This window comes from Mycobacterium angelicum (assembly GCF_002086155.1).
Taxonomy (GTDB): domain Bacteria; phylum Actinomycetota; class Actinomycetes; order Mycobacteriales; family Mycobacteriaceae; genus Mycobacterium; species Mycobacterium angelicum.
The window spans coordinates 232,903-259,665 of sequence record NZ_MVHE01000003.1 but is presented as its reverse complement, the minus strand read 5'-3'; the positions used below and the strand labels follow the sequence as shown (position 1 = coordinate 259,665).

Annotated in this window: 8 protein-coding genes; 1 reads left to right on the top strand and 7 read right to left on the bottom strand. The window is 68.4% G+C overall.

The genetic code is table 11. The features are described 5' to 3' along the window. Positions 1–225: 225 nt before the first annotated feature. Positions 226–6,537 (top strand): sulfolipid-1 biosynthesis phthioceranic/hydroxyphthioceranic acid synthase, encoded by a 6,312-nt coding sequence (pks2, locus tag BST12_RS03855; protein WP_083111679.1) that lies wholly within the window; start codon positions 226–228, stop codon positions 6,535–6,537. Here the strand turns inward: pks2 and BST12_RS03850 are convergent. Genes BST12_RS03850 through BST12_RS03820 form a run of 7 tightly spaced genes read right to left on the bottom strand, consistent with a single transcriptional unit; the run spans position 6,527 to position 26,763 of the window. Next, a complete protein-coding gene (locus BST12_RS03850; RefSeq protein WP_083111678.1) occupies positions 6,527–7,783 on the bottom strand; it encodes a phthiocerol/phthiodiolone dimycocerosyl transferase in 1,257 nt (418 codons plus the stop codon). The genes pks2 and BST12_RS03850 overlap by 11 nt on opposite strands. Positions 7,784–7,815: 32 nt before the next feature. After that, positions 7,816–8,646, bottom strand: coding sequence for an ABC transporter permease (locus tag BST12_RS03845; RefSeq protein ID WP_083111677.1), 831 nt, complete (start codon positions 8,644–8,646; stop codon positions 7,816–7,818). Continuing rightward, positions 8,643–9,467, bottom strand: a complete 825-nt coding sequence (locus BST12_RS03840) for an ABC transporter permease (protein WP_083111705.1) — start codon at positions 9,465–9,467, stop codon at positions 8,643–8,645. The genes BST12_RS03845 and BST12_RS03840 overlap by 4 nt, the downstream gene beginning before the upstream one ends. 17 nt (positions 9,468–9,484) lie before the next feature. Beyond that, the gene (locus BST12_RS03835) at positions 9,485–10,498 is read right to left on the bottom strand and encodes an ATP-binding cassette domain-containing protein (protein ID WP_083111676.1); all 1,014 of its coding nucleotides are present in this window, start codon (positions 10,496–10,498) and stop codon (positions 9,485–9,487) included. Positions 10,499–10,508: 10 nt separating this feature from the next. After that, complete coding sequence (locus tag BST12_RS03830) at positions 10,509–14,927, bottom strand: type I polyketide synthase (RefSeq protein WP_083111675.1); 4,419 nt, start codon at positions 14,925–14,927, stop codon at positions 10,509–10,511. Then, the gene (locus BST12_RS03825; protein WP_083111674.1) at positions 14,924–20,404 is read right to left on the bottom strand and encodes a type I polyketide synthase; all 5,481 of its coding nucleotides are present in this window, start codon (positions 20,402–20,404) and stop codon (positions 14,924–14,926) included. Before BST12_RS03825 ends, BST12_RS03830 begins: the two co-directional genes overlap by 4 nt. Next, entirely contained in the window at positions 20,401–26,763 is a 6,363-nt protein-coding gene (locus BST12_RS03820) for a type I polyketide synthase (RefSeq protein ID WP_083111673.1), read from the bottom strand. Before BST12_RS03820 ends, BST12_RS03825 begins: the two co-directional genes overlap by 4 nt.

The window sequence follows — 26,763 nt, the reverse complement described above, 5'->3', positions numbered from 1 at the left end:
GGCGGCTGGAGCTGGCCAGAAGCTGGGAATTCGCTTCTTTGTCCTCGGCAGCCCCTCGTGGCGTCTAAGCTTGGATCTCCGGGACCGTAGCATTCGGTCTTGCAGATCCGGGCCAGCCCGGATGAGGGGTTGTCAAAGCGGCGCCGCGCCATTGGCGTTACCCGTATCAAAAATCGGTGATGTGGTCGGTTAATGCCGCTAGATCTGAGACGAGGTTGTAGAGCGATGGAAACACGTGTGACTCCCATTGCGGTCATCGGGATGGGATGCCGGCTTCCTGGGGGCATCGACTCGCCCGACATGCTGTGGCAGGCACTGCTGCGCGGCGACGACCTGGTCACCGAGATCCCGGCCGACCGGTGGGACGCCGACGACTACTACGACCCCGAGCCGGGAGTGCCCGGCCGGACGGTGTCGCGCTGGGGCGGTTTCCTCGACGACGTGGCCGGCTTCGATGCCGAGTTCTTCGGAATCAGCGAGCGGGAGGCGACCTCGATCGATCCCCAGCACCGACTGCTGCTGGAGACCGCGTGGGAGGCCATCGAGCATGCCGGTCTGGACCCGGCGTCGCTGGCCGGCTCCTCGACAGCGGTATTCACCGGGTTGGCCCACGAGGACTACCTGGTACGCACCACCGGATCGGGCGGGTTGGCCAGCCCCTATGTGGTTACCGGCCTCACCAACAGCGTGGCGTCCGGGCGGATCGCCCACACGCTTGGTCTGCACGGTCCGGCGCTGACGCTGGACACCGCGTGCTCGTCGGGCCTGATGGCGGTGCATCTGGCCTGCCGCAGCTTGCACGAAGGTGAAAGCGACCTCGCTTTGGCCGGTGGCTGCGCGGTGCTCTTGGAACCGGACGGCAGCGTGGCGCTATCGGCACAGGCCATGCTTTCGGCAACCGGTCGCTGCCACGCATTCGACGTTGCGGCCGACGGGTTTGTGCGGTCCGAAGGTTGTGGCGTCTTGTTGCTCAAGCGACTGCCCGATGCCCTTGCCGACGGCAACCGGATCCTTGCCGTACTGCGCGGCACGGCCACCAACCAGGACGGTCGCACCGAGACGCTCATGATGCCGTCCGAGGACGCGCAGGTTGCCGTCTACCGGGCGGCGCTGGCGGCGGCGGGTGTGGAGCCCGAAACCGTTGGCGCGGTGGAAACCCACGGCACCGGTACGCCGGTGGGCGACCCGATCGAGTACCGCAGCCTCGCGCAGGTCTACGGCACCTCCGACGGCACCACTGTCAATCGTTGCGCGCTCGGATCGATCAAGAGCAACATGGGCCACAGCGAGTCCGCCGCGGGGGCAGTGGCGCTGATCAAGGCGATTCTGTCGCTGCAGCACGCGGCGTTGCCGCCGCTGCTGCACTTCACCCGGCTGCCCGAGGAACTCGCCGCGATCGAGACGGGTTTGTTTGTGCCGCAGGCGGTTACGCCGTGGCCGGAGACTGTCGACGAGGTCCCCAGGCGGGTTGCGGTTTCCTCGTTCGGCTTGTCGGGAACCAATGTGCACGCGATTCTCGAAGAGGCACCAGCACAGGCACCTGCCACCGAGGCGACCCCGGCGGCCGGTCCGCTGTTGTTCGCGTTGTCGTCCAGCTCCGCCGACGGGCTGCGGCAGACCGCACGGCGCCTCGCCGACTGGGTTGAGGGCAACGCCGATTCCGTGGCGCCCTCGGAGCTGGCCTACACGCTGGCGCGCCGGCGCGCGCACCGGTCGGTGCGCACTGCGGTGGTGGCCGCCGACCTCACCGAACTGGCCGAGGGTTTGCGGGCATTGGCTGACGGCGATGCCCTGTTCGAGCCGGCCGTGGGTCAGGGCCAGCGGGGACCGGTGTGGGTGTTCTCCGGGCAGGGCTCGCAGTGGGCCGCGATGGGCGCCGACCTGCTCGCCGGTGAACCGGTGTTCGCCGCGACGGTCGCCGCGCTGGAGCCGGTGATCGCGGCGGAGTCGGGATTCTCGGTGACCGAGGCGATGACCGCACCGGAGACGGTGACCGGTATCGACAAGGTGCAGCCCACCATTTTCGCCATGCAGGTCGCGCTGGCCGCGGCCATGGAACAGACCTACGGGGTGCGCCCCGGTGCGGTCATCGGACACTCGCTGGGCGAATCGGCGGCCGCGGTGGTCGCCGGTGCGTTGTCGCTCGAAGACGGGGCGCGCGTCATCTGCCGCCGGTCCAAGCTGATGTGCCGCATCGCCGGCGCCGGCGCCATGGCCTCGGTGGAATTGCCTGCCAAGCAAGTGAATTCGGAGCTGATGGCCCGCGGCATCCACGATGTCGGGGTTTCGGTAGTGGCCTCGCCGCAGTCCACCGTGATCGGCGGTGCCACCGAAACGGTGCGCGATCTCGTAGCGCGCTGGGAGCAGCGTGATGTGATGGCCCGCGAGGTGGCCGTCGACGTGGCGTCCCACTCGTCGCAAGTCGACCCGATCCTGGACGACCTGGCCGCGGCCCTGGCCGATCTCACGCCGACGGCGCCCAAGGTTCCGTACTACTCGGCAACCCTGTTCGATCCCCGCGAGCAGCCCGTGTGCGACGGCAGCTACTGGGTGGACAACCTGCGCAACACCGTGCAGTTCGCCGCCGCCGTGCAGGCCGCGCTGGAGGACGGCTACCGGGTTTTCGCCGAGCTGTCACCACACCCGCTGCTGACCCACGCCGTGGACCAGAACGCCCGCAGCCTGGACATGTCGGTGGCCACGCTGGCCGGCATGCGGCGTGAGCAACCGCTGCCGCACGGCCTGCGCGGTCTGCTGACGGATGTGCACAGCGCGGGTGCCGCAGTGGACTTTTCGGTGTTGTTCCCCGGTGGAGAGCTGGTGGATGCCCCGCTGCCGGCGTGGACTCACCAGCACCTGTTCATCGACGACGAGGGGCAGGCCCAGAAGGCCCAAGGCGCCAGCACCATCTCCGTGCATCCGCTGCTGGGCGCGCACGTGCGGCTGAATGAGGAGCCGCAGCGCCACGTTTGGCAGACCGACATCGGTACCGCGACGCTGGCCTGGCTCGGCGATCACCAGGTGCACAACGTGGCCGCCCTGCCCGGGGCCGCGTACTGCGAGATGGCGTTGGCCGCGGCGCAAGAGGTCTTCGGCGAGACGGCCGAGGTTCGCGACATCGCCTTCGAGCAGATGCTGTTGCTGGACGAACAGACGCCGATCGACGCCGTCGCCGCCGCGGATGCGTCGGGCGTTTTCAACTTCGTGGTGAAGACCCACCAGGACGGCGAGGACACCCGGCACGCCACCGCGGTTCTGCATGAGGCGGCCGAAGATTCCCCGCCGCCTGCGTACGACATCGCCGCCCTGCTGGCCGCGCACCCGGACTCCGTCAACGGGACCGAATTGCGGGAGGGGCTCGTCGAGCGCGGCATTCAGCTTGGTGCCGCATTCAGCGGTCTGACCACCGCGCGCACCCCGGAGACGAAAGCGGGCACCGTGCTCGCCGAGGTCGGGCTGCCCGCCTCGATTCGCTTCCAGCAGTCCGCCTACGGGGTGCATCCGGCGCTGCTGGATGCCTGCTTCCAGTCCGTTGCCGCCGGCTTCGGTGCCAGCGCTGGCGGCGGTCTGCTGTTGCCGTTGGGTGTGCGTGGCCTGCGCGCCTACGGACCCACCCGCAACGCCCGCTACTGCTTCACGACGGTGACCAAAGCCGACGCCAACGGGGGCGAAGCCGACCTCGATGTGCTGGACGAGAATGGAACGGTGCTGCTCACCGTGCGTGGGCTGCGGATGGGGACGGGAACGTCGGAAAGCGGCGAGCGCAATCGGGTGCTCAGCGAGCGGTTGCTGACCCTCGATTGGCGCCAGCGTGCGCTGCCCGAGGTCGCCGGTGCAGATTCTGGCGTCGGCTCATGGCTGCTGATCAACGCCTCCGACGCCGAGGATATGTTCGCGGCCACGTTGGCCGACGCGCTGAAATCCCACGGCGCCGAAGGCACCGAATGCGCCAGCCTGCATTGGCCGAGTGCGGCCGATCCGGCAGCTGGTCGCGAAGCGCTGATCAGTCAGCTGCGCAGCCGCCCCGTCAGCGGGGTAGCGATCATCTGTGGGCCGGCCGCCGGCGAACCGGACGAGGACAGCCTGCTGCGGGGTCGTGAGCAGGTGCGGCATCTGGTTCGGATCACCCGGGAGCTGGCGGAGCTGGAGGGCGAGCTGCCCCGCCTGTTCGTCGTGACGCGGCAAGCCCAACAAGTCCGCTCGGACGACGAACTCAACTTAGAGCAGGCCGGGCTGCGTGGCCTGCTGCGGGTGATCGGCAGTGAACATCCGCTGTTGCGTACCACCCAGGTCGACGTGGACGAGCACACCCCGGCCGAACAGGTGGCCCAGCAACTCGTCGGTGAATCCGAAGAGGACGAGACCGCCTGGCGCCATGGCGAGTGGTACGTGGCGCGGTTGAGCCCCAGCCCGCTGAGCCACGAGGAGCGGCGGACCGTCACCTTGGACCACGAGCGGGACGGGATGCGTTTGCACATCCGCACCCCTGGCGACCTGCAGACCACGGAATTCGTTGCGTTCGACCGTGTTTCGCCGGGTCCGGGACAGATCGAGGTCGCCGTCAGCGCATCCAGCATCAACTTCGCCGACGTCCTGGTCGCCTTCGGCCGGTATCCCAGCTTCGAGGGCCGGCTGCCGGAGTTCGGCACCGACTTCGCCGGCGTGGTGACCGCGGTCGGGCCCGACGTCACCGATCACCAGGTCGGCGACCACGTCGGGGGCATGTCGCCCAACGGCTGCTGGAGCACCTTCGTGCTCTGCGACGCGCGGCTGGCCACCAAGCTGCCGACGGGCTTGACCGACGGCCAGGCCGCCGCGGTCACGACGGCGCATGCCACCGCCTGGTACGGCCTGTGCACCCTGGCCCGGATGCGGGCCGGAGACAAGGTGCTGATCCACTCCGGTACCGGGGGCGTGGGTCAGGCCGCGATTGCGATCGCCCGCTCGGTGGGGGCCGAAATCTTTGCCACCGCCGGCAGTGACGAGCGCCGGCAGGTGTTGCGCGACATGGGAATTGAGCATGTGTACGACTCGCGCAGCACCGAATTCGCCGACCAGATCCGCAGCGACACCGGCGGGTACGGGGTGGACATCGTGCTCAACTCGGTGACCGGGGCGGCGCAACTGGCAGGGCTGAAACTGCTTGCGCTGAACGGTCGGTTCGTCGAGATCGGCAAGCGCGACATCTACGGCGACACCAAGCTGGGGCTGCTGCCGTTCCGCCGCAACCTGACGTTCTACGCAGTAGACCTGGGATTGCTGTCGGTCAGCCATCCCGGTGAGGTCCAGGAATTATTGAAGACCGTCTACCGGATGACGGCCGACGGGTCGCTGCCGATGCCGGAGAGCACGCATTACCCGCTTGCCGAGGCGGCCACCGCGATTCGGGTGATGAGCGCGGCCCAACACACCGGCAAGCTCATCCTGGACATCCCGCACGCGGGTCGCAGCAATGTGGTGCTGCCCCCGGAGCAGGTGCAGAGCTTCCGCCCCGACGGCGCCTACATCATCACCGGCGGCCTGGGTGGTCTCGGTTTGTTCTTCGCCGAGAAGATGGCGGCAGCGGGTTGCGGCCGGATCGTTCTCACCGCCCGCTCACAGCCCAACCCCAGGGCCCGGCAGGCCATCGAGCGCCTTCGCAAGGCCGGGGCCGACATCGTGGTGGAGTGCGGCAACATCGCCGAAGCCGAGACCGGCGAGCGCCTGGTCAGTGCGGCCACCGCCACCGGGCTTCCGATCCGCGGGGTATTGCACGCCGCCGCGGTGGTCGAGGACGCGACGCTGACCAACATCACCGACGAGCTGATCGATCGGGACTGGTCGCCAAAGGTGTTCGGCTCCTGGAACTTACACCGCGCCACGAGCGGACAGCCGCTGGACTGGTTCTGTGTGTTCTCCTCGGGCGCTGCGCTGCTGGGTTCGCCGGGTCAGGGTGCCTATGCGGCGGCCAACAGCTGGGTGGACGCCTTCGCCCACTGGCGGCACGCCCAGGGCCTACCGGCCACCGCGATCGCGTGGGGCGCGTGGGGAGAGGTCGGGCGCGCCACGTTCCGGGCCGAAGGCGGCGAGATCATGATCGATCCCGACGAAGGCTTGTACGCGTTCGAAACGCTGCTGCGCTACAACCGGGCGTACACGGGTTATGTTCCGATCATCGGAGCGCCATGGCTGGCCGATCTCGTCCGGCGTAGCCCGTGGGCGGAGTTGTTCGAGTCGACTGGCCAAAGCGCAAAGGGCCCAAGTAAATTCCTTGCGGAGCTACAAACGCTGCCCCAGGAGGAATGGCCCGCACGGCTGCGCCGGATGATCGCCGAGCAGGCCAGTGTGATCTTGCGTCGCACCGTCGACGCCGACCGTCCATTCGTCGAGTACGGGCTGGACTCGCTGGGCATGCTCGAGATGCGCACCCACATTGAAACCGAAACCGGGATACGTCTGTCTCCCAAGGTGATCGCCACCCACAACACTGCGCGCGCCTTGGCTCAGCACATCTCCGACACGCTGGTTCAGGAGGCCGAACCTCAGCTCACTCCATGACCCAGCCGTATTCCGAGGGAAGCGAGCACAGCACGTCGCGTATCGCTTCGAGCGATTTCTCCGGCTCGGGTATGTCGCCGTGCAACTCGATGCCCAGTTGGTCGGTGGCGATCACGCACGCGTAGAAACCGACGGGAACGTGCATGCAGCTGTAGACCTGGCTGGAAATGTCGATCAGTTCGACGTCCTCAGGTGTGCGCACCGGGGGCAGGGTGCTGACGTTCGTGCAGAAGACGAATGGCGGCAGGCCCGGCGGAGTCCCTTCGAAAATCCTGCGCGAGTTGAGCGCCGACTGGTGTATCAGACCGTCGGACAAGTCGGACCGAAACGATTCGACGATATCGCTTGCCAGGTCGATGATGTCGGTGTCCGGGCCGATCTCGGCGAGGTAGGCGGCCACTCCCACCGGGTTGGTGCTTTCGGTTGCGCCCACCGGGGGGGTGACCAGGAACCGCAAATCGACCGCATACAAATAGGGGATCGGGATGTGCGGGGTCTCGCGTAATCGCCACTCCGCCAGCAGGATAGCCGCCGCGATAACGGCATTGAGGCTCAGCCCGTTGTCGCGGCTGAACGTCACCAGGTCGGCTGTCTCCTGCTTGGTGAGTCGGCACCGGGTGATGGGAACAGGTTGGGGCGAGCCAGGTGTCGCGACGCTCGGCTGGGGGACGGCCGGAAAATCGTAGGCGAACACCAGCGGCAGGAAACGTTCCAGCCCCGTCATGCCGTGCTGCTTGATGCCGCGCTGTTGCAGCACGACTTCGGCTGACTCGGGTGCGGGCTCTGGGATTACCGGACCGGGGTCGCCGGTTGCCACCACGTCGGTGTAGCGGGACAACAGTTCGTCGAGCAGGCCGGCGATATGGTGCGCGTCGGCCAGGCTGTGATGGACATAGACGGTTACCCGGGTCTCGCCGTCGCCCAACGTCACCTGCAGATTTATCAGCGAGACGCGCTGATCGAGCTGCAATCCCGTTGTCTGCGTGGACTTTTCGTCGTTTGCGCGGACCACCGAGATCCCGGGATGCAGCAGGTCGTTGGCAACGATGTGGTGATTGCCGTCGGGGCCCGGCTCGAGGTGCGCGGCCAATACCGGGTGGGCCTGCATGAGTGCGTCGAAGGCTTCCGACATCGCCAGAATGTCGATGACACCGCGCACGTGCGCGGTGAAGGAGGTGAAAGCCTCGTATCTTGCGAACGCTTCCTCGCTGGCGGCCAGCTTGCGCACCACGGCTCCGGCAAACAATTAGGATTCTCCATTCGTCACGGCGTGCTCCGTCAGTGCACGCAGGCGCGGCGATAGCCGATTGCCAGCGGTACGGCGCAGGCCGCCGAAATGCCCGCGGCCCACAGCAGTGTGGCGATCATCGGCGCCAGGATCGGGCCGCCCAACGCCAGGCCGCGCATCGTTTCGATGGCATAGCTCACCGGTTGATGCGCCACGATCGGCTGCACCCAGGTGGGATATTGGTTTAACGGCAAAAGCCCGGTGGAGAAGAACAGCGCGAGCGCCTGCACCACCTCGACAGCTTCGACGACAATCGTTTTCACCGTGTAGAGCGACACCGTGGTGACGATGACCGCGAACGCCGTGCCGAGTATCACCGGCACGGGGAGCCAGGTCAGACTCATGAGCAGGCCCTGCTGGAACCGGAATCCCAGAAACACTCCAGCGCCCAGCATCACGATGGTGGTGAACAGAATCCGAATCGCCTCGGCCAAGATTCGGGCGAGCACTCCGGAGGCGCGGTGAACCGGCAGCACCCACAATCGCGACAGCAGACCGGAGGAGCGTTCCCGCATCAGATCCAGCGCCACGAAGGTGGATCCGGTGATGGAGCCGCCGAGCGTGATCAGCGGCACGATGCTGTACAGCGCGCTGCGGTGGGTCATCGCGTAAATCAGCTCGCCGAGCACGATGTTGAGCGTCGCCAGGAAAAGGATTGGCAGCACCAGCGATTCGATGACGGTCACGAAATCGCGGGCCCACCGGGTCAGAATCCGCTTGGTCTGCACCCAAGTCTGCGGAATCAGCGATACGAGGGAATTCTCCGGGTGCCGCCAGTTGACTGGACGAAACCCCACTGCCTCACTAGTCGTAGAAGTCATGGCCGCCTTGACAAAACGATCATGGCCGACGGCACCAGGACCACCACCGCGCCGAGCAGCCAGGCCAGCGTCGGCACCATCAGTGGCCAACTCACCGTGAGGGCATTGCGAGTCGTGTCTCCGGCCAGCGCCCGCAGCGCCACCACGAACTGGGAGATCGGCTGGTTGCGGACCACCGGCTGAATCCAGTGCGGAAAGAGCTTGAGCGGCTGGATTCCGATGGACAACAGCCCGAAGATCATGATGGGCAGGGAAAGCAGCGGCAGCATCGCGTCGGGATTTCTGCTGGCCGTGCCGAGCAAATCCGCGGCGAACGACAGCACGGCGCCGATCACGATCACCAGCAGGCAGAAGCCGGCGATGTAGAGCGGGCCGTGATGGAAGCGGAACCCGATCACATAGCCGCACGCCAACGATCCCGCCAAACCGATCGAGCAGCGGTAGATGCTGGCCGTGGTGCGGGCGATCACCGGCGTCAACGGTGCGATCGGCATGGACCGAAACCGTCGATTGACGCCCTCGAGCGAATCGGTCGCGGCGCGGAAGGCCGCCGACATGGCGGCGAACGCGACTGCCTGCAGCGCGATCAGCGGCGTGATGTATTGCCCCAGGCTGCTGCTGATGCCGCTGCTGCCGCTGCCTATGTAATGCTTCCACGGAATGGAGAACGGGATGTAGAAGGCCGCGGTGAAGGCTATCGACGCGCCGACCACGGTGATCAACTCGCCGTTGCGCAGCGAAGGGGCAATGAAGCGAGCGGTGAGCACCCACCACTGCCCGAGCCGCGACGGCTGTGGCCGCTGCGCCGGTGCCGCCGCCATGTTCAGGGCCGGGGCGCTCACGGCAAGGCCTCCACCGCCAGATGACTCAATCCCCGGGCTTCGCTGGGATCGGCTGTCATGGAAAGGAATACGTCGTCGAGCGACGGGCGGCGCAGCGCGATGTCGGCCAGGTCGATATTGGCCGCGTTGAGCCGCTGCACGGCCGCGATCAGGGTCGCGGTGCCGTCCGGCGCCGGCATTGTGATCCGGTCGGACTCCGGTGTCAGCATTTCCCGTTGCTGCTCGGGCAACAGCGAACCGAGGGCTTCGACGATGGCGCGCAGGTCGTTCACGTCCCTCGGTACGATTTCGCAGAACGTGCCGCCGGCGCGGTGCTTGAGCTCGTTGGCGGTGCCCTCGGCGATGATGGTGCCGCGGTCGATCAGGATGATCCGGTCGCTGAGCGCGTCGGCTTCCTCGAGGTACTGCGTGGTCAACAGCGTGGCGATGCCCAATTTCTTGAAGCTGCCCACCAGATCCCAAATCGCTTGGCGGCTACGGGGATCCAGCCCGGTTGTGGGCTCGTCCAAGAAGGCGACCTGCGGTTGCACCACCAGCCCGCACGCGATGTCTATGCGTCGGCGCATTCCGCCCGAGTAGGTGCTGACCCGTCGTTTGGCGGCATGCACGAGGTCGAATTGCTCGAGCAGTTCCTGTGCCCGCTGGCGGGCGGCCGACTTGCTCAGGCCGTACAACCGGCCGAACACCACCAGATTCTGTTCGCCCGAGAGCATGTCGTCGACGGCGACCTGCTGGCCGGTGAGCATGATCGAGCGGCGCACGCCGGCCGACTCGGAGACCACGTCGTAGCCGCCGACGGTCGCGGTGCCGCTATCCGGCCGGGTCAGCGTCGACAAGATGTCGACCATGGTGGTCTTGCCCGCCCCGTTGGGGCCGAGCAGGCCGATCACTTCGCCGCGGCCCACCTCGAAGCTGACGTCATCCAGGGCGACGACGTTGCCGAACCTCTTGCGAATCCCGCGCACCACCACGGCCGCGCCGCGATCGGCGCTCTTGGAGTTGTTGGACATCCGAATCTCCTCAGTCAAGGCTCGACAGGTCCACCAGAGCGCCGGCTTCGGGAGCCCCGACCAATTCGCTCTCCGCGTGCTCCGCCGCGATCGCCTCCTGGATCAGAATGCTGAGCGCAGCCGGGAAGTTCTGCATCAACGCTTCCGCCGTTGCCGACGGGATCCGGCGGCTGTCGTACCACCAGTCCAGATGCAGCGCGCCGCCCGACCGGTACGCCCGAATCTCGATGGCGTGTCCCAGCCCCGGGATCGTCTCGCGCAGTGGCAGCGACAGGTCGGAGTCGAATTGCACGGGCGCGTCGATCGGCGGCACCTCGGGGATCACGCCGGCATACCGGAAGTGGATGTCGGGCGTGCGCTGCGCACCGAAGACGCGTCCGGTCGGTGCGTAGAGATACCGCAGCAGTCCGTAGCCGATTCCGTAGTGCGGGACGGCTTTCAGGGTGCTGTGCACGGCGTCGATCTCCTGGATCGCCGTCTCGTCGCGCCCCTTGGCGCATTCCAGCGCGACGGGGTAGTAGGTGGTGAACCAGCCGACGGTCCTGCGGACGTCGACGTCTGGCCGCAGCACCGAACGTCCCTCACCCTCGAGTTCGACGGCGACCACGCCCTCACCGATGGTCTGGGCAATGGTGCGGCCCAGCGCCGCGAGCAGGATTTCCTGGATGGACCGCCGGAACCGGCGCCGGGCGTCGTCGACCTCCGAGGTCTGTTCGCCGGTCAGGGTGGACGACAACCGAATCAGGTCGGCTGGCGCGGGCGGCTCGGAGATTTCCGCAGCGGCCGGCCACACCGTGGCCTTGCGGGCGGTGTCGATCCAGTAGCCGCGGGTGTCCAGCGCCGCCGGATGCGTGGCCAGCGCGGCGCAGCGCAGCGACCACTCCCGCCACCCGGTGACCGTGGCTTCCAGGGTGATCTCCTGGTCGGCCAGCCGTTGCCCGAACGCGGTGACGATGTCGGTGCCCAGAATTTGGCGGCCGGTGTCGTCGGCGACCATCTCGTGCACGCCAAGACCCAGATATTGCGGACCGCCGGGAGCGCCGGTGATGAGCACCGCGGAAAGCGGAACATTGGAAACGTCCTGTTGCGCAATCACTTCGGCCACGATGTTCCAGACCGCCGCCCGCTCTTCCGGGCTGCCGGGGGCCAGGTCCTCGGGCAGTGCCCGGGTCGAGAGCCCGCTGAAATCTTCGGGTGCGCCGATGTGCTGTTCCCAGATCCCGGCATTCTCGACGAGCTGCAGGCGCAGCGCAGCGTGGTGGTTGGTCACCGCGGTCAGGACCGCCTGGATGTCGTCCGGGCTCACCGTCGGCTCCAGCCGCAGGATCAGCGGAGCCCGCCAGCGGCCAGTGTTGCGCAGTCCGCGGTCCAGGAAATACGCGATATTCGGTGGAACCGCCGGATTGGCCTGCGGCTCCGGCGGTTTTGCCAATCCGCTGGACGCGAACGAGGCGTCGACGGCCGCGGTGAGCGACGCCAGGGTCGGGTGCTCGTAGAGGTCCTGCGGCGTGATGGTCAGCCCTTCGTTGGCTGCGCTCATCGCGATGCTGATCGCCATCAGCGAGTCGCCACCCATGTCGAAGAAGTTGGCGTTGCGGTCGATCGAGCCGACCCCCATGGACTGCTGCCAGATGCGCTGCAGCGTGGCCTCCGTCTGCGATTGTCCGTTGACTGTCACCTGGGCGGTGGCAGGGTCGGCGGCCAGTGCCACGCCGTTGGTGGCAGCGGGGGAGTGGACCCGGACCACCTGCTTGGGGTCGATCCAATGCCGTTGCCGGGCAAACGGATAGCCGGGCAGCGAAACAATGTGCGGCCGACCCGCCTGCAGCGGCGACCAGTCGATGGCGACTCCGGCCGACCACAGTTCACCGAGACCGCGCAGGAAGGCGTCGCGGTCGTCGACGTTCTGGATCGGGTGGCGCATCAGCCGAACCGCGCGATGTCCGCCCGACCACTTGCCGTGCCGCATCGCCGAACCGGTCAGGCTGCCGCCCGGACCCACCTCGACCAGGATCCGGCCGGGTTCGCTGAGCACCACGTCGAGCTCGTCGGCGAACCGGATGGGGGAACTGATTTGGCGTGCCCAGTTGGCTGGGTCGGCTACCTGCTCGGCGGTCATCCAGGTTCCGGTGAGGTTGCTCAGCAGCGGCGTTTGCGGGGCCCGCAGCTCCTGGCGCGACAGGAATGCCTCGAACTCGGGCAGCATGGGTTCCATTGCGCTGGAATGGAAGGCGTGCGTCGCGCGCACCCGCCGTACCGGGACCCCGCGCTCGGCAAGGCGCTGGGTGAAGGCCCGGATCTCGTCGGTGGGCCCGGCGACCACGCAGTTGCCGGGGTCGTTGACCGCCGACAGCTCGACGCCGTTGCCGAGGTATTCGGCCACGTCGTCGGGGCTCAGCGCGACCGCGACCATGGCGCCCGGCGCGGACTCGTTCATCAGCCGGGCCCGCAGCGCCACCGTCTTGATCGCGGTCTCGAGGTCGAATACCCCGGCCAGGGTGGCCGCGATGTACTCACCGGTGCTGTATCCGATGTACGCCCCGGCGGCCACACCGTAGGTGTCGACCAGTTTCGCCAGCGCGTACTCGACGGTGAACAGGGCGGGTTGCGACCGGTCGATGCGCTCGAGATCCGTTGCGGTACCGCTGAATATCTCGGCATGCAGATCGATGCCCATCTCATCGCGGAAGCCCGCGGCGCAGGCGTCGAAGGTTTGCGCGAATACGGGCTGGGTGTCGTAGAGACCCTTGGCCATTCCGACGTGCTGGGCGCCCTGGCCGGGGAACAGGAAGACGACCCGGTCCTTGGCGGCGGCTGTGGGGGCTGTGGCGGCATCGCCTTCCTGCGCGGATTCACCGAGGAAGACGTTGTCGCTTTCGGTCGCCCGCAGCAAGGTGACCGCGTGGTCGCGGTCGTGCACGACGGCCGCCATGGTCACGTTGTGCCGGCGGCGCCCGGCGAGGGTGTGCGCGACGTCGGCGAGGTCCAGGGCGTCGGACTTGCTCAGCGTGCTGGCCAGAGTGGTGCGCGATTCCTCAAGTGCGGCAGCGGTTTTCGCCGACAGCAGCAGCACCTGGGGGCCGGCCGATTCCGCCGCGGCGGGAACCTCGGGTGCTTCCTCCAGCACGACGTGTGCATTGGTGCCGCCGATACCGAACGAGCTGACCCCCGCCCGGCGCACACCGTCGTACTCCCACGGGCCGTACTTGCTCTGGACCGTGAACGGGCTCTCGTCCAGACGCAGTTCCGGGTTGGGGCTGGTGTAGTGCAGCGTGCCCGGAATCGCCTTGTTCTTCAGGCACAGGATCGTCTTGATCAGCGCCGCGACTCCCGCGGCGACTTCCAGGTGGCCGATGTTGGATTTGACCGAGCCGATGACGCAGGGGCCTGAGCGGGGCTCTTCGGAGATCTCGAAAGCCGTTCGCAGGCCGGTGATTTCGATGGGGTCACCCAGCGGGGTGCCGGTGCCGTGGGTCTCGACGTAGCTCACCGTCGACGCATCGATGCCGGACACCGCGTGCGCCTCGGCGATGCAGTCGGCCTGGGCGGACGCACTGGGTGCGGCGAACCCCATCTTGACCGATCCGTCGTTGTTGATCGCCGATCCGCGGATGACGGCGTGAATCCGGTCCCCGGCGTCGATGGCGGCCTGCAGCGGCTTGAGGGCGACCATTCCGACGCCGCTGCCGAAGACCGTGCCATCGGCTCGTACGTCGAAGGGGCGGCAGTGGCCGACGGCGGAAAGCATCTGGCCCGGCGAGTGCCAGTACCCGACGTGGTGCGGGATGGCCAGCGATACGCCGCCGGCCAGCGCCATGTCGCATTCGCCGCTGAGCAGGCTCATGCAGGCCAGGTGGACGGCAACCAGCGACGACGAGCACGCGGTCTGCACCGCGATGCTCGGGCCGCGCAGGTTGAACTGATGCGAGATCCGCGTCGCCAGAAAGTCCTTGTCGTTCTGCAGGAACATGCTGACCTGCTCGAAATCGAGGCCTTCGGCCATCATCTCGTTCGGGTCCCGGTGCGAGAGCAGGTTGTGCAGCAGGTAGCCGCTTGGCGAGCTGGTTCCGTACACACCGATGGAGCCGTCGAACTGCGCCGGGTCACAGCCGGCGTCTTCGAGTGCGTGCCATGCGCATTGCAGGAACAACCGGTGTTGCGGGTCCAGTGAACGGGCCAGCACCGGTGGGAAGCCGAAGAAGTCGGCGTCGAACTCGTCGACCCCGTCCAGCAGCGGCGCGCGCCGCACATAGGCCGGGTTGGACAGCACCTTGTCACTGATCCCGGCATCGCGGAGCTGCTGCTCGGACAGTGTGACGATCGACTCCTTGCCGCGCCGGAGGTTGTCCCAGAACGCCGAAACATTGTTGGCGCCAGGGAACTTGCCGGCCATGCCGACGACCGCGATCGCGTTGTCGGGAATGCTCACTGGTTTGTTCCTCCCTGTACTCCAGGCTTTGGCCGTCGCCGCATTGCGGCTCCTTGTCGCGCGGCCGCGCGCTGCTGCGCCCGGTCGCGGACAGTGGCACTGTTTTTCAGGTCTTCGGCTTCCTGCTCGGGCGCCGAAAGCCCGAGTTGACGTATCAGGTCGGCCGCGATGTCGTGCAGCGTCGCACCCTGCAACAGCAAGGCCACCGGCGGTTCCGCACCGAAGTCCGCGCGGGCGGTGTTGCGGATCCGCACGGCCATCAGGGAATCCATCCCCAGGTCGAGCAGCGGCATGCTGGGATCGACGGCCGATTTGTCACCGTAGCCCATCACCGCCGCGATCCGGGAGCGCAGTTGGTCGATGACGACGCGTTGTACCTCTGCCGGGTCGAGGTCGGCAAGCGCTTCGGGCCCGGCCCAGTCGTCGCCGCCACCAGCGGCGTCCAGCTCCTCCACCACTGCGGCGAAGAAGTCGTGGTTGCGGATCTCCGGGAACGCGATGAGCGCCCGGTCCGGGCGCAGTCGCGCCACGCCGGTTTGGCGCCGGTTGCCGGCCAGCAACGCCTCCATGGCTTCGATGCCCTCGGCGGGAGTGATCGGGTCGAGCACGCTGACGGCCAGGGAACGGGCCATGCCCACGTCCGACCAGGGGCCCCAGTTGATCGTCGTCGCCGGCAGCCCCTCGGCGCGCCGCCACGCGACCAGCGCGTCCAGCCAGGCGTTCGCACACGCGTAGGCGCCCTGACCGGGAGCCCCGAGCAGCGAAGCCGTGGACGAGAAGCCGACCCACCAGTCCAGCTCACGGTTAATGCTGGCCTGGTGCAGCGCAAGTGCGCCAACGGCTTTGGGCGTCCACACCCTTTCCAGGCTGTCCCGCTTCATGGAGTACAGCAGGCTGTCGTCGATCACGGCCGCCGCGTGCAGGATGCCGCGCAACTGGCGGCCGCCGTCCTCGGCGGCCGCAACAAGCTCGTCGGCGACACCCGGGGCAGCCACATCGCCTCGAACCACGGCGATTTCGGCTCTGTCTTCCAATTCGGCGATGATCTTGCGCTGTTCTTCGGCGGGCTCGCTGCGGCCGTTGAGCACCACGCGGCCGGCGCCGTTGTCCACCAGCCAGCGTGCCACCACCAAACCCAGACCGCCCAGGCCGCCGGTGATGACGTACGACGCTCCGGTGCGCACCACCGGATTGCCCGTCGCATCACCCAGGGTGGCCCGTCCCAGCCGCTCGACGTATCGGTGCTCGCCGCGCCAGGCGATGACGCTGTTCACCAGATCGGAGTCGGGTGCGCAGAGCTCGTCGGTCAAAACCTTTGTGGCACTTCCGGTATCGCATGTGCCGTCCAGATCGACCAGGGTGGCGCGCAGCTCCGGGTGCTCATAGGTCAGCACCCGCACCAGGCCCTGCAGCGCCCCGATCGCCGGCCGGCCCGCCTCGTCGCCGACGGCCAGACCGCCGGTAGCGACCAGCCACAGCCGCGGGGATTGGCCGTGCCAACCGCCGACGACCGCGCGCACCACCGTGGTGATCGACCAGACCAGGTCGCGCGCCTGAGTGACCACGGTATCGGACGCGGTGGAGCCTTCGGGCAGGAAGACGACCACTCCGGCGGGCGGATGCTCGGGATCGCCGGCGGTCTCGCCGAACGCGGCCAGCATCGCTTGCTCGTCCTCGAGGCCGGCGGTCGTGACGCGGCGCGTCGTGCTGCGCCAGCCGGCGGTGAACTCCTCGGCCAGGGTCGTGACGCCGGCGTCGCTGAGCACCAGCCAGCTGCCCGCGCCGGCGTCGGCGGCGGGTGCGTCCGGGAGGGGCTTATCCACCCACTGCGATTCGAAGATCTTCTGCGCCAACGGCAGTGGCACGCTGCGCCGCTCGACCGAGCGCAGGTAGATGTCGTTGACCTCGGCGGTCACCTTCCCCGCCTCGTCGGTCAAGACGATGCGGCCCAGCTTTCCCGACCCACTGTCATCGAGGCTGCTCAGCTTGGCCCGGCACCGGGCGTAGCGGCCCGGGTCTCGGTAGATGCGCAGACTGCCGATGGACACTGGGAGATAACTGGATTCGGCCGACCCGGCCGGCCCCGCGGGCCCGTCACCGGACATCGCCGCGGCCAGACTCTGCAGCGCGGCGTCCAGCAGCGCGGGGTGAATCCGATACCGCGGATGCCGGGGCGCGTCGGCCGACAGGGTCACCTCGGTTTCGGCCGTGCCATCCGACAGGCGCTCGATTCGGGTCAGCGCCGCAAACGCGGGGCCGTAATGCTGGCCGGCCTGGCGCAGCAGCGCGTACATATCGGCCGGCGACACAGCGACTTTCGACTGGCCGGCCGCCGGCGCGGGCGGCTCGGGCGCGGCCTCGGTGCTCGGTTCGGCCCTGGCGACGGCGTGGCGGATCCAGTCGCCGCCGGCCGAGCGCGAGTAGATCTCGATACGGATCTTGGCGTCCCCGTTGCGAATCAGCTGGGTCGTCAGCGCAGTGTGGCCGTCCAGGGTCAGCATCTGCTCGACCTCGAGCTGGTTGATCGACAGGGCATCGATCGGCAGGCCGAGCGCTTCGCTGGCCGCCGCCGCAGCGATCTCGGCATAGCCCGCGGCCGGCATGATCGACTGGCCGAATACCCGGTGGTCGGCCAGCCAGGGGCACACGTCGGTGCCCACGTCGGCCTGCCAGACGTGGTCCTGGCTGGACGGAACCTCGACGTGGGCGCCCAGCAGTGGGTGGGCGTTCGCGCCCAGGACATTCGACAGATCGGCCATCCCGGATCGGTCCTCGACCCAGAACTGGGCGTGTTGCCACGGCGTGGTCGGGATATCGGCCAGCTTCGCGCCGGGCGCAGCCGGCGCCTCGGACGGCTGAGCGACGGCTGCGAGCTGGGTGTGGAAGGCGATGGTGTCGTCGGCGTCACGGTGCAGGGTGCCGATGCTGCGATACCGCCCTTCGCGGTGTGCGTCTTCCAGGGTTTCGGTGATGGCATGGGTGAGCAGCGGGTGGGCGCTGATCTCGATGAAAGTGTGGTGGTTGCTGCCGGCGGTCACGATGGCCTGCTGGAAGCGCACCGGATTGCGCATGTTGGTGGCCCAGTGCTCGGCGTCGAAAACCGGTGCCGCGGCAGGGTTTTCGTATGTCGTAGAGATGATCGGGATGGTCGGGGTGCGCGGACTCAAATCGGCCAGTTCCGAACGCATCTGGGGTTGCAGCGCATCCATCGCCGGATTGTGCGGGGCCACTTCGATATTGACCCGGCTGGCGAAGCGATCCTGGGCGCGCACCTGGGCGATCAGGTCTTCGATCTGTTGGGTGGGCCCGGAGATCACGCTCTGGCGCGGCGAGTTGAAGATGCCCAGTGTCACTTGCGGGTAGTCGGCGATCAACGCTTCGGTCTCTGCGGCGTCGAGTTCCAGCAGCGCCATGCCGCCCTGCCCGGACAGCGGGGCCATCAGCCGCGACCGGGTGGCGGTCACCCGCAACCCTTCGGCGGGGGTAAGCGCCCCGGCGACCACCGCGGCGGCCACCTCGCCCATGGAGTGGCCGATCACCAGGTTGGGCTCCACCCCGTAGGAACGCCACAGCGCGGTCAGCGCCAGTTGCATGCCGATCAGGCCCAGTTGGATCTGTTCGATGCCGACCAGTTCCTGGCCGCCGGCGAGCACGTCGCGCAGCGAAAACCCGGCCTGGGCAACGAAATCGGGCTCAAGTTCGGCGACGGCGGCGGTGAACGCGGGTTCGTCGGCGAGCAACCGCCGGCCCATGCCGGCCCACTGTGAGCCGCGCCCGGAATACACGAATACCGTGCCCGGTCCGGGCGAACCGTCCTGCGGCCCAGCCGCATTCGCGGCAGGTTTACCGGCGGTCACCGAACGCAAGCCGGCGAGCGCCTGGGCGCGGTCGCGGGCCACCACGGTGGCGGATTTGGCATGGTGAGCCCGGTGCCGGGTGAGCGTGTGCGCGACATCGGCCAGCGGCACCGTCGCGCCCGGGCCCTCCATCCAGTCGGCCAGCGCTGCGGCCGTCGCGGCAATCCGCTGCGGCGTCTTGCCCGACACCGCCAGTGTCGTGACTGCCGGTGCCGGCTCGCGCTGCGGCTCTGGCGCCGGGGCGGGTGCCTGCTCGATCACCACGTGCGAGTTGGTGCCACTGAGACCGAACGACGACACGGCGGCCCGGCGCGGGCCCGGCCCGGCAGGCCAGACGGTGCCCTCGGTCGGCACGAACAGCCGCGTCGACGACGGGTCGATCGCAGGATTCCAGCGGGTGAAGTGCAGATTGCGCGGAATGTATCCGTGCTCGACGGCCAGGATCGCCTTGATCAACCCGGCCACTCCGGCGGCCGCTTCCAGGTGACCGATGTTTGTCTTGACCGCGCCCAGCGCGCAGCGCCCTTCGCCGCGGCCGTAGGTGGCAGCGAGCGCCTCGAATTCGATCGGGTCGCCCAAAATCGTTCCGGTGCCGTGGGTTTCGACGTAGCCGACGCTTTCGGCGGTGACGTCGGCCTGACGCAGCGCGGTGGTGATCACGTCACGTTGCGCCAGCGCGTTCGGGGCGGTCATGCCGTTGGACCGGCCGTCCTGGTTGATCGCCGAACCGCGGATCACCGCGAGCACCCGGTCGCCGTCGCGGGTCGCATCGGACAACCGCTTGAGCACCACCACGCCGCAGCCCTCGCCGCGGGCGAACCCGTCGGCCGTGGCGTCGAACGCCTTGGACCGGCCCGTGGGCGACAGCGCCGACCATTTGGCCACCGCGATCGAGGTGAACGGGGACAGCGAGAGCTGCACACCGCCGGCCAATGCCACGTCGCTTTCGCGCAAGCGCAGGCTTTGGCAGGCCAGGTGGACCGAAACCAGCGACGACGAACACGCGGTGTCCACCGCCACCGCCGGGCCACGCAATCCCAGCAGGTACGAAATCCGGCCCACCGCAGCCGAATGCGGCGTCCCGGTGCTCAGATAGGCGTCGATCTCCGCGCGGTGCTCGATGTTGACGATCGTGTAGTCGAATGTCGACAAACCCATGATCGCGGCGGTTTGGCTGCCGCTCAGCGAATCCGGCGGCAGGCCGGCATGTTCCAGCGCTTCCCAGGCCACCTCCAGCAGCAGGCGGTGCTGGGGGTCCATCGCCGCGGCTTCGCGCGGGGTGATGCCGAAGAAGTCGGCGTCGAAGCCGGCGACGTCGTCGACGAACGCCCCCCACTTCGTCGTCATCCGGCCAGGGGCCTGCGGATCGGGGTCGTAGAACGCGTCGGCATCCCAGCGGTCGGCCGGCACCTCGGTCACGGTGTCGCGGCCCTCGCGCAGTAGCTCCCAGAAGCTCTGCGGCCCAGACACATTCCCGGGCATCCGGCAACCCATACCGATGACCGCGATCGGCTCGGCGACATCGGTGGGAAACGCCGTGCCCACCCGCACCAGCTCGCGCGCGAGAACCTCGCGCGCCTTCGGCGACATCTGTGCCGCGCGGTCGGCCAGACTGGTCATGACTCGGCGCCCTCCGTTGCAGCTTCCAGCTCACTTGCCGCGACCAGGTCGGACAGCAATTCCATCTCCTCATCCGACAGCGCCGGCTCGGCGTCGGGCAGCTGCTCGGCCTCGAGGGCATCGGAGTAGCCGAGCCGCTCACACAGTGCACCGGCCAGATCGGTGATCGTCGGATACGCCCACACCAGCGCGACCGGCAATGTGGTGCCCAGGCTCGCTTCCAGCCTGTTGCGCAATTCCAGGGCCATCAACGAGTCCAGGCCGAGCGACTCCAGCGGGCGAGCATGGTCGATCGGTTCGGAGGAGCGCAGCACCGCCCGGATTTCGTCGGCGATCGCGGTGGCCAGGCGGGCCGGGCGCTCACCTGGGTCGCACGCGTCCAGTTCGGCGCGGATCCGCCCGCCGCCGCGTTGTTCGACGGTGATCGAATCCTGCAGCTTGGCGAACAGCGACGATCCCGCGGCGGCCGGGAAGGATTGGAACCACTGGCGCGCGTCGAGGGCGAACACGCCGGTGCGCGCCCGGTCGGCGGGCAACACCAGCTGCATCGCCGCCAGTCCCTGTGCCGGGGTGATCATCGCGACGCCCAGATCGGCGAAGAACTGGGCGCGCCCCACTTCGGCCCATGGGCCCCAATTGATCCCGGCCGCGGGCAATCCCAGCGAACGCCGATAAGCGACCAGACCGTCGATCCACGAGTTCGCGGCGGCGTAGGACCCCTGGCCCGGCGCGCCGAGCAGCGAGGCGACCGACGAGAACGACACCCACCAATCGACGTCGGCGTGTTTGGTGGCCTCGTGCAGCCACCAGCCGCCGGCCACCTTGGGTGCGAACACCCGCGCCGATGCCGACTCGGAGATGTTGAGCACGATTTCGTCGGCCAGCACCATGGCGCTGTGCACCACCCCGGCCAGCCGGAAACCGGCATCTTCGACCGCGGCCACCAGACGGCGCGAGGTGTCGGGTTCGGCGAGGTCACCGGTGACGACTTCGACGCGGCCGCCCTGGCTGTTGATGTCGTCGATCTCGGCCAGTACGTCGGCGCTGGGCGCCGAACGTCCGTTCACCACAACTATTCCCGCGCCCTGTTGCGCCAGCCAGCGCGCGGTCACCAGACCGAGTCCGCCCATGCCGCCGGCAACCAGGTAGCCGCCGTCGGATCCGACCAGCGGTGCAGCCGGCGGCGAGGCCAGCGCGCTAACGGCGCCCGTCTGCGGTATTGCGATGACGATCCGGCCGGCCTGCTCGCCGGATGCCAACGACCGCACGGCGGCCGCGGCATCCTCGAATGCGAACTCGGTGACCGGCAGTGGGGCCAGCCGGCCCTGCTCGGCGTGGCGCAGGATCTCCGCGAGGTATTCGCAATACCGCTGGGGCTGCAGCCGCAGATTCAGCTCCATGTCGACCACGGAGAAGGAAGCGCTGCGGGCCAGCGCGGCCAGCCCGATCGAGGCGCCGGCGTCCTGGTTGCCGAGCTCGACAAACCGGCCGCCTGGGGCCAGTGCTTGCATACCCGCGCGAATTGCTTCTCCGGCAAGGGAATTGAGCACCACATCAACTCCGGCGCCGCCGGTGATGCCGAGGATCTCGTGGGTGAAGGCCACGCCGCTCGAGTCGCCGACGTATTCGGCGCCCAGCGCGGTCAGCAGGCCCCGCTGGGCTTGCGACGCCGCGGTCGCGTAGATGCGGGCGCCGATCATCTTGGCAATGGACACCGCCGCCAAATCCACCCCGTCGCCGGCCGCCTGGATGAGCACGCGCTCGCCGGCCGTCAGCCGCCCGACCGTGCACAGCGAATGCCACGCCGTGAGGTAGGGCAGGCCGAACGCCGCGGCCTGGGAATCCGACAGTGCGTCGGGGATGGGCACGACCAGATCAGCGCTGGTCGTCACGTGCGAACCGACGGTCCCGGTGCCGAAAGCGATGACGCGGTGCCCTGTTTCGGGCCCGGCGGTCACCACGCCGACGCAGTCGCTGCCGGTGAGCGCCGCGGTGATGACGCGGACCTCGACCTGGTCGTCCGTGCCGGAGAGCCGTTTGAGCGCACGTACTTTGCGGCTCTCGAGATCGAGCACGAAGGCGCCGCCGGCGTCGACATCCACGGTGATGTAGCGGTCTTCGCTGGCCAGCTCGCCGGCAACGGTCGGCGCGGCCACTAGCCGCCTGACGTAGCGTTGCCCGGCGCGCAGTGCCACCTCGTCGTCATCGCCGCCGGCCAGCAACTCGTCGATCAGGCCGGTGACGGCATCGTCGGGATCCGACTCTGCGTCCAGATCGACGATCGTCGTCTTGAGTTCGGGGTGCTCGAACGTCAGCACCCGCGCAATGCCGCGAAGCTGCGCCTGCGGCAACGTCACCGAGTCGCTGGAATCCAATTGCTGGGCCCCGTGCGTCACGATCCACAGGCGCGGGCTGTTGCGCGCGCCTACCCGCGACACCGCCTTGACGATGTCGACGACCCGCAGCGTGCGTTGACGGGCCAGCTCCAGCTGGGCTTCGGTCGAGGAGGATTCGTCGGCCGCCCGGGTCGGGTGGACCACGACGATGCCGTCCCATTGGGTGTCGCGCCGGCTGATCGCGGCCCGGATCCCGTCCGCGTCGCCGCCGGAAACCAGCTCGCACCCGCCGACCCGCTCGCGCAGCAAGGTCAACAGCGAATCGCCGTCGGCGCCGTCGGCCACCAGCAGCAGTGCGCCGACCTCGCCGGCCGGCTTCTGCAATGGCGCCGGCTCCCACTCCAGGGTGAACAAGCGGGTCATCAATTCGCCTGCGCCGCTGCCTGATTGCAGCACCGCCATCTCGACTTCGTCGATCTCGAGCAGCGTCCGGCCGTCGGCATCGAACAGCACTACCTGACCGACCAGCCGGTCCGGAGTGTCGGTGGGGGCCAGCGAGCCGACCGCGCGCGCCCCGTCGACCACATCCGCGTGCACGCGCACGCCCGCGAAACGCACCGGAAGCACCGTCGCGCGGTGGCCGGCTGCGCCGGCCGCCAAATCGGTCGCCAGCTGGGTGGCGCCCAGCGTCTGCAGCGCGATGTCCATCATGACCGGGTGCAGCACGAACTTGCGCGAACCGGCTTTCGCCGACGCGGGCAGTCGAACCTGGGCGTAAGCCGAGCCCGACGGCGCGACCTCGAGTCCGACGATGCCGCGGAATGCCGGGCCGTGTTGTTGGCCGGCGTCGCGCAGCCGCTGATACAGGTCGTCGGGATCGAGTCCGGCCGCGCCCTCCCCGGCGCCGGGATCCACGGCAGCGCGCGGTGACGGCGTCGCGGGCAGCAGCGTCGCGGTCGCGTGCTTGATCCAGCTGGAAGGTGTAGTGCGGGTGCGGATTTCGACCCGGCACCGGCGGTCGTCACCGGTGAGGGTGGTGACGATCAGCGTGCCGGGAGTGACGTGCATCAGTTGGTCGAGGGTGAGTTCGCCGATCATCCACGGCGTCTCGGTTCCGAAGGCGTCCGCCGCTGCCGCCAGGGCGATGTCCGCGTACGCGGCTCCGGGCAGCACGCAGGTGTCGTCGACGCAATGGTCGCCGAGCCATAGCAGGTCGGGGCTGACCTCGCACTCCCACACCCGGGTGCCGTTGGTGGGGTCGTGCACACCGATGCCGAGCAGCGGGTGGGCGTGCGCCGAATGCGGTGCGCCAGAACCGGTGCTGATCCAGTGCCGGGTGTGCTGCCACGGCGTGTTGGGCAGCCGCGGGTGTGGCTCCGGCGGATGCGGCGTGTCGGGCGGGCGGGTGGTGTGTGTGGCGTTGAGGTTGGTGTGGAAGGTGACGGTGTCGTCGGTGTCGCGCTGCAGCGTGCCCCACACGGATGCGCCGGTGTCGCCGAGGGTGTCGGTGATGGCGTAGGTGAGCAGGGGATGGGGGCTGACTTCGATGAACGTGTGGTGGTTTTCGGCCGCCGCGCTCACCGCCTGGTGGAAGCGCACCGGATTGCGCAGGTTGGCCGCCCAGTAGTCGGCGTCAAGCAGCGGTGCCGGGCCGTCATAGACGGTGGTGATCATCGGGATGGCCGGCGGCTTCGGCGCCAAATCGGCCAGCGCCGAACGCAATTGCGGCAGCACCGGGTCGATGATCGGGTGATGCGAGGCGACGTCCACTTCGATGCGCCGGGCCAGCAGGTCCCCGGCGGCGACCTTTTCGATCACCGCGTCCACCTGCTCCGGAGGACCGGCAATCACCGACTGCCGCGGCGAGGCGTGCACGGCCAGGGTGAGCTGTGGATACTCGGTGATCAGAGCTTGAACCGCGTCGGCGTCGAGTTCCAGCAGCGCCATCGCGCCCTGACCGGACAGCTGGGCCATCAGCCGCGAGCGGGTGGCGATCACCTTGAGTCCCTCGGCCGCGGTCAGGGCGCCGGCCACGACGGCCGCCGACACTTCGCCCATCGAGTGCCCGATCACCGTGTCGGGGGTGACGCCGTAATGGCGCCACAGCGCGGTCAGCGCGAGCTGGATGCCGACCAGCACGGGCTGAATGCGCTCGATGCCGACCACCTCGCGGCTATCGGTCAGGGTTTCCTGCAGCGAAAAGCCCGCCTGCGCAACGAAATCTGGCTCCAGTTCGGCCACCGCCGCAGCGAACGCGGGCTCCTCGGCCAACAGGCGCCGGCCCATGCCCACCCATTGCGAGCCCTGACCGGAATACAAGAACACCGTGCCCGCACCGGCGGGGCCTTCGTTGCAGCCGACCGTGCCGGGACCCGGCTGGCCGGATGCCAGCGCCCGCAATCCGGCCACCGCCTGCGTGCGCTCGCGGGCTACCACCGTGGCGAACTTGGGATGCCGGGGCCGGTGATGGTTGAGCGTGTGGGCGACGTCGGCCAGCGGGACGTCGGCGCCCGCGTCCTCCATCCAGTCGGCCAGCACGGCCGCCGTCGCGGCCACCCGCTGTGCCGTCTTACCGGAGACCACCAGCGTCGACACCGGGGTAGGCGAAACCGGCTGCTGCGCTGGCGAATCCGGCGCCTGCTCGATGACCACGTGCGCGTTGGTCCCGCTGACACCGAACGACGACACACCCGCCCGGCGGGGCCGATCGGCGTCCGGCCACTCCATGCCTTCCGACGCGATGGTCAGCCGGCCGACGCCCGCACTGGCGTGGGGCGTCAGGGTTTCGAAGTTGAGGTGGCGGGGGATGTGCCGGTGGCCCAGGGCCAGCACGGTTTTCATGAAGCCGGCAATGCCCGCGGCGGCCTCCAAGTGCCCGAGGTTGGTCTTCACCGAACCCAGCACCAGCGGCCGGCCGCCGTCACGATCGTCGAAAACCTTGCTCAGCGAATCGAGTTCGATCGGGTCGCCGAGCGGCGTGCCGGTGCCGTGCGCTTCGATGTAGTCGATATCGGACGGCTGCAATTTGGCCGACGTGAGCGCTTGGCGCAGCAGCGCCTGCTGCGCGGGACCGTTGGGTACGGTGACCCCGCTGCTGGCGCCGTCCTGATTGACCGCCGAACCGCGCACCACCGCCAGGATCGGGTTGCCGTCGCGCTGTGCGTCGGACAACCGCTTGAGCACTACGACGCCGCAGCCTTCGCTGCGCACATACCCGTCGGCGGACGCGTCGAAGGTCTTGCACTGGCCTTCCGGCGACAGCATTCCCCAGCGCGAGCACGCGATGCTGGTGCCCGGGCTCAGCAACAAGTTGGTGCCACCGACCAGCGCGGTGTCGCTTTCGCGCCAGCGCAGGCTCTGACAGGCCAGGTGGATGGCCACCAGCGACGACGAACATGCCGTGTCGAGAACCACCGCGGGGCCGCGTGCCCCGAGCAGATACGCCATCCGCCCGGCGGCGAAGTTCGCCGCGTTGCCGGTCAGTACGTAGGCGTCGAGGTCCTCGGGTCGCACCGAGCCGGACATGGTGAGCATGTAGTCGTAGGCGGTGACGCCGACGAACACCGAGGTCTGGGTACCGCGGATGGTGTGTGGGGCGATGCCCGCGTTTTCCAGCGCCTCCAGGGCGACTTCGAGGAACAGCCGCTGTTGGGGGTCCATCGCCGCGGCTTCACGCGGGGTGATGGAGAAGTATTCGGCGTCGAATTCGTCGGGCTGCCAGCTGGTGAGGAAGCCGCCCTCGCGGTTGCAGATCGTTCCCGGGACGGTGTGGTCCTCGGTGTAGAGGGCGTCGGCGTCCCAGCGTTCGGCGGGAACCCGGACGATGCCGCTTCGCCCGTCGCGCAACAACTCCCAGAACTCGTCGGGGTTGTTCACCCCGCCGGGCAGTCGGCAGCCCATGCCGACGACCGCGATCGGCTCGGTGCCGGTCTTCTCGGCGATCGCCAGCCGTGCGGTGAGATCGTCAATCTTGTGCAACGCCTCGGCGATAATAGCCCGGCGATCTGGTGTCGCGGCCGTCAT

Coding starts and splice junctions, on each gene's coding strand:
- BST12_RS03845 (WP_083111677.1), bottom strand. CDS start 8,646: ATGACTTCTACGACTAGTGAGGCAGTGGGGTTTCGTCCAGTCAACTGG.
- BST12_RS03835 (WP_083111676.1), bottom strand. CDS start 10,498: ATGTCCAACAACTCCAAGAGCGCCGATCGCGGCGCGGCCGTGGTGGTG.
- BST12_RS03840 (WP_083111705.1), bottom strand. CDS start 9,467: ATGGCGGCGGCACCGGCGCAGCGGCCACAGCCGTCGCGGCTCGGGCAG.
- BST12_RS03820 (WP_083111673.1), bottom strand. CDS start 26,763: ATGACGGCCGCGACACCAGATCGCCGGGCTATTATCGCCGAGGCGTTG.
- pks2 (WP_083111679.1), top strand. CDS start 226: ATGGAAACACGTGTGACTCCCATTGCGGTCATCGGGATGGGATGCCGG.
- BST12_RS03825 (WP_083111674.1), bottom strand. CDS start 20,404: ATGACCAGTCTGGCCGACCGCGCGGCACAGATGTCGCCGAAGGCGCGC.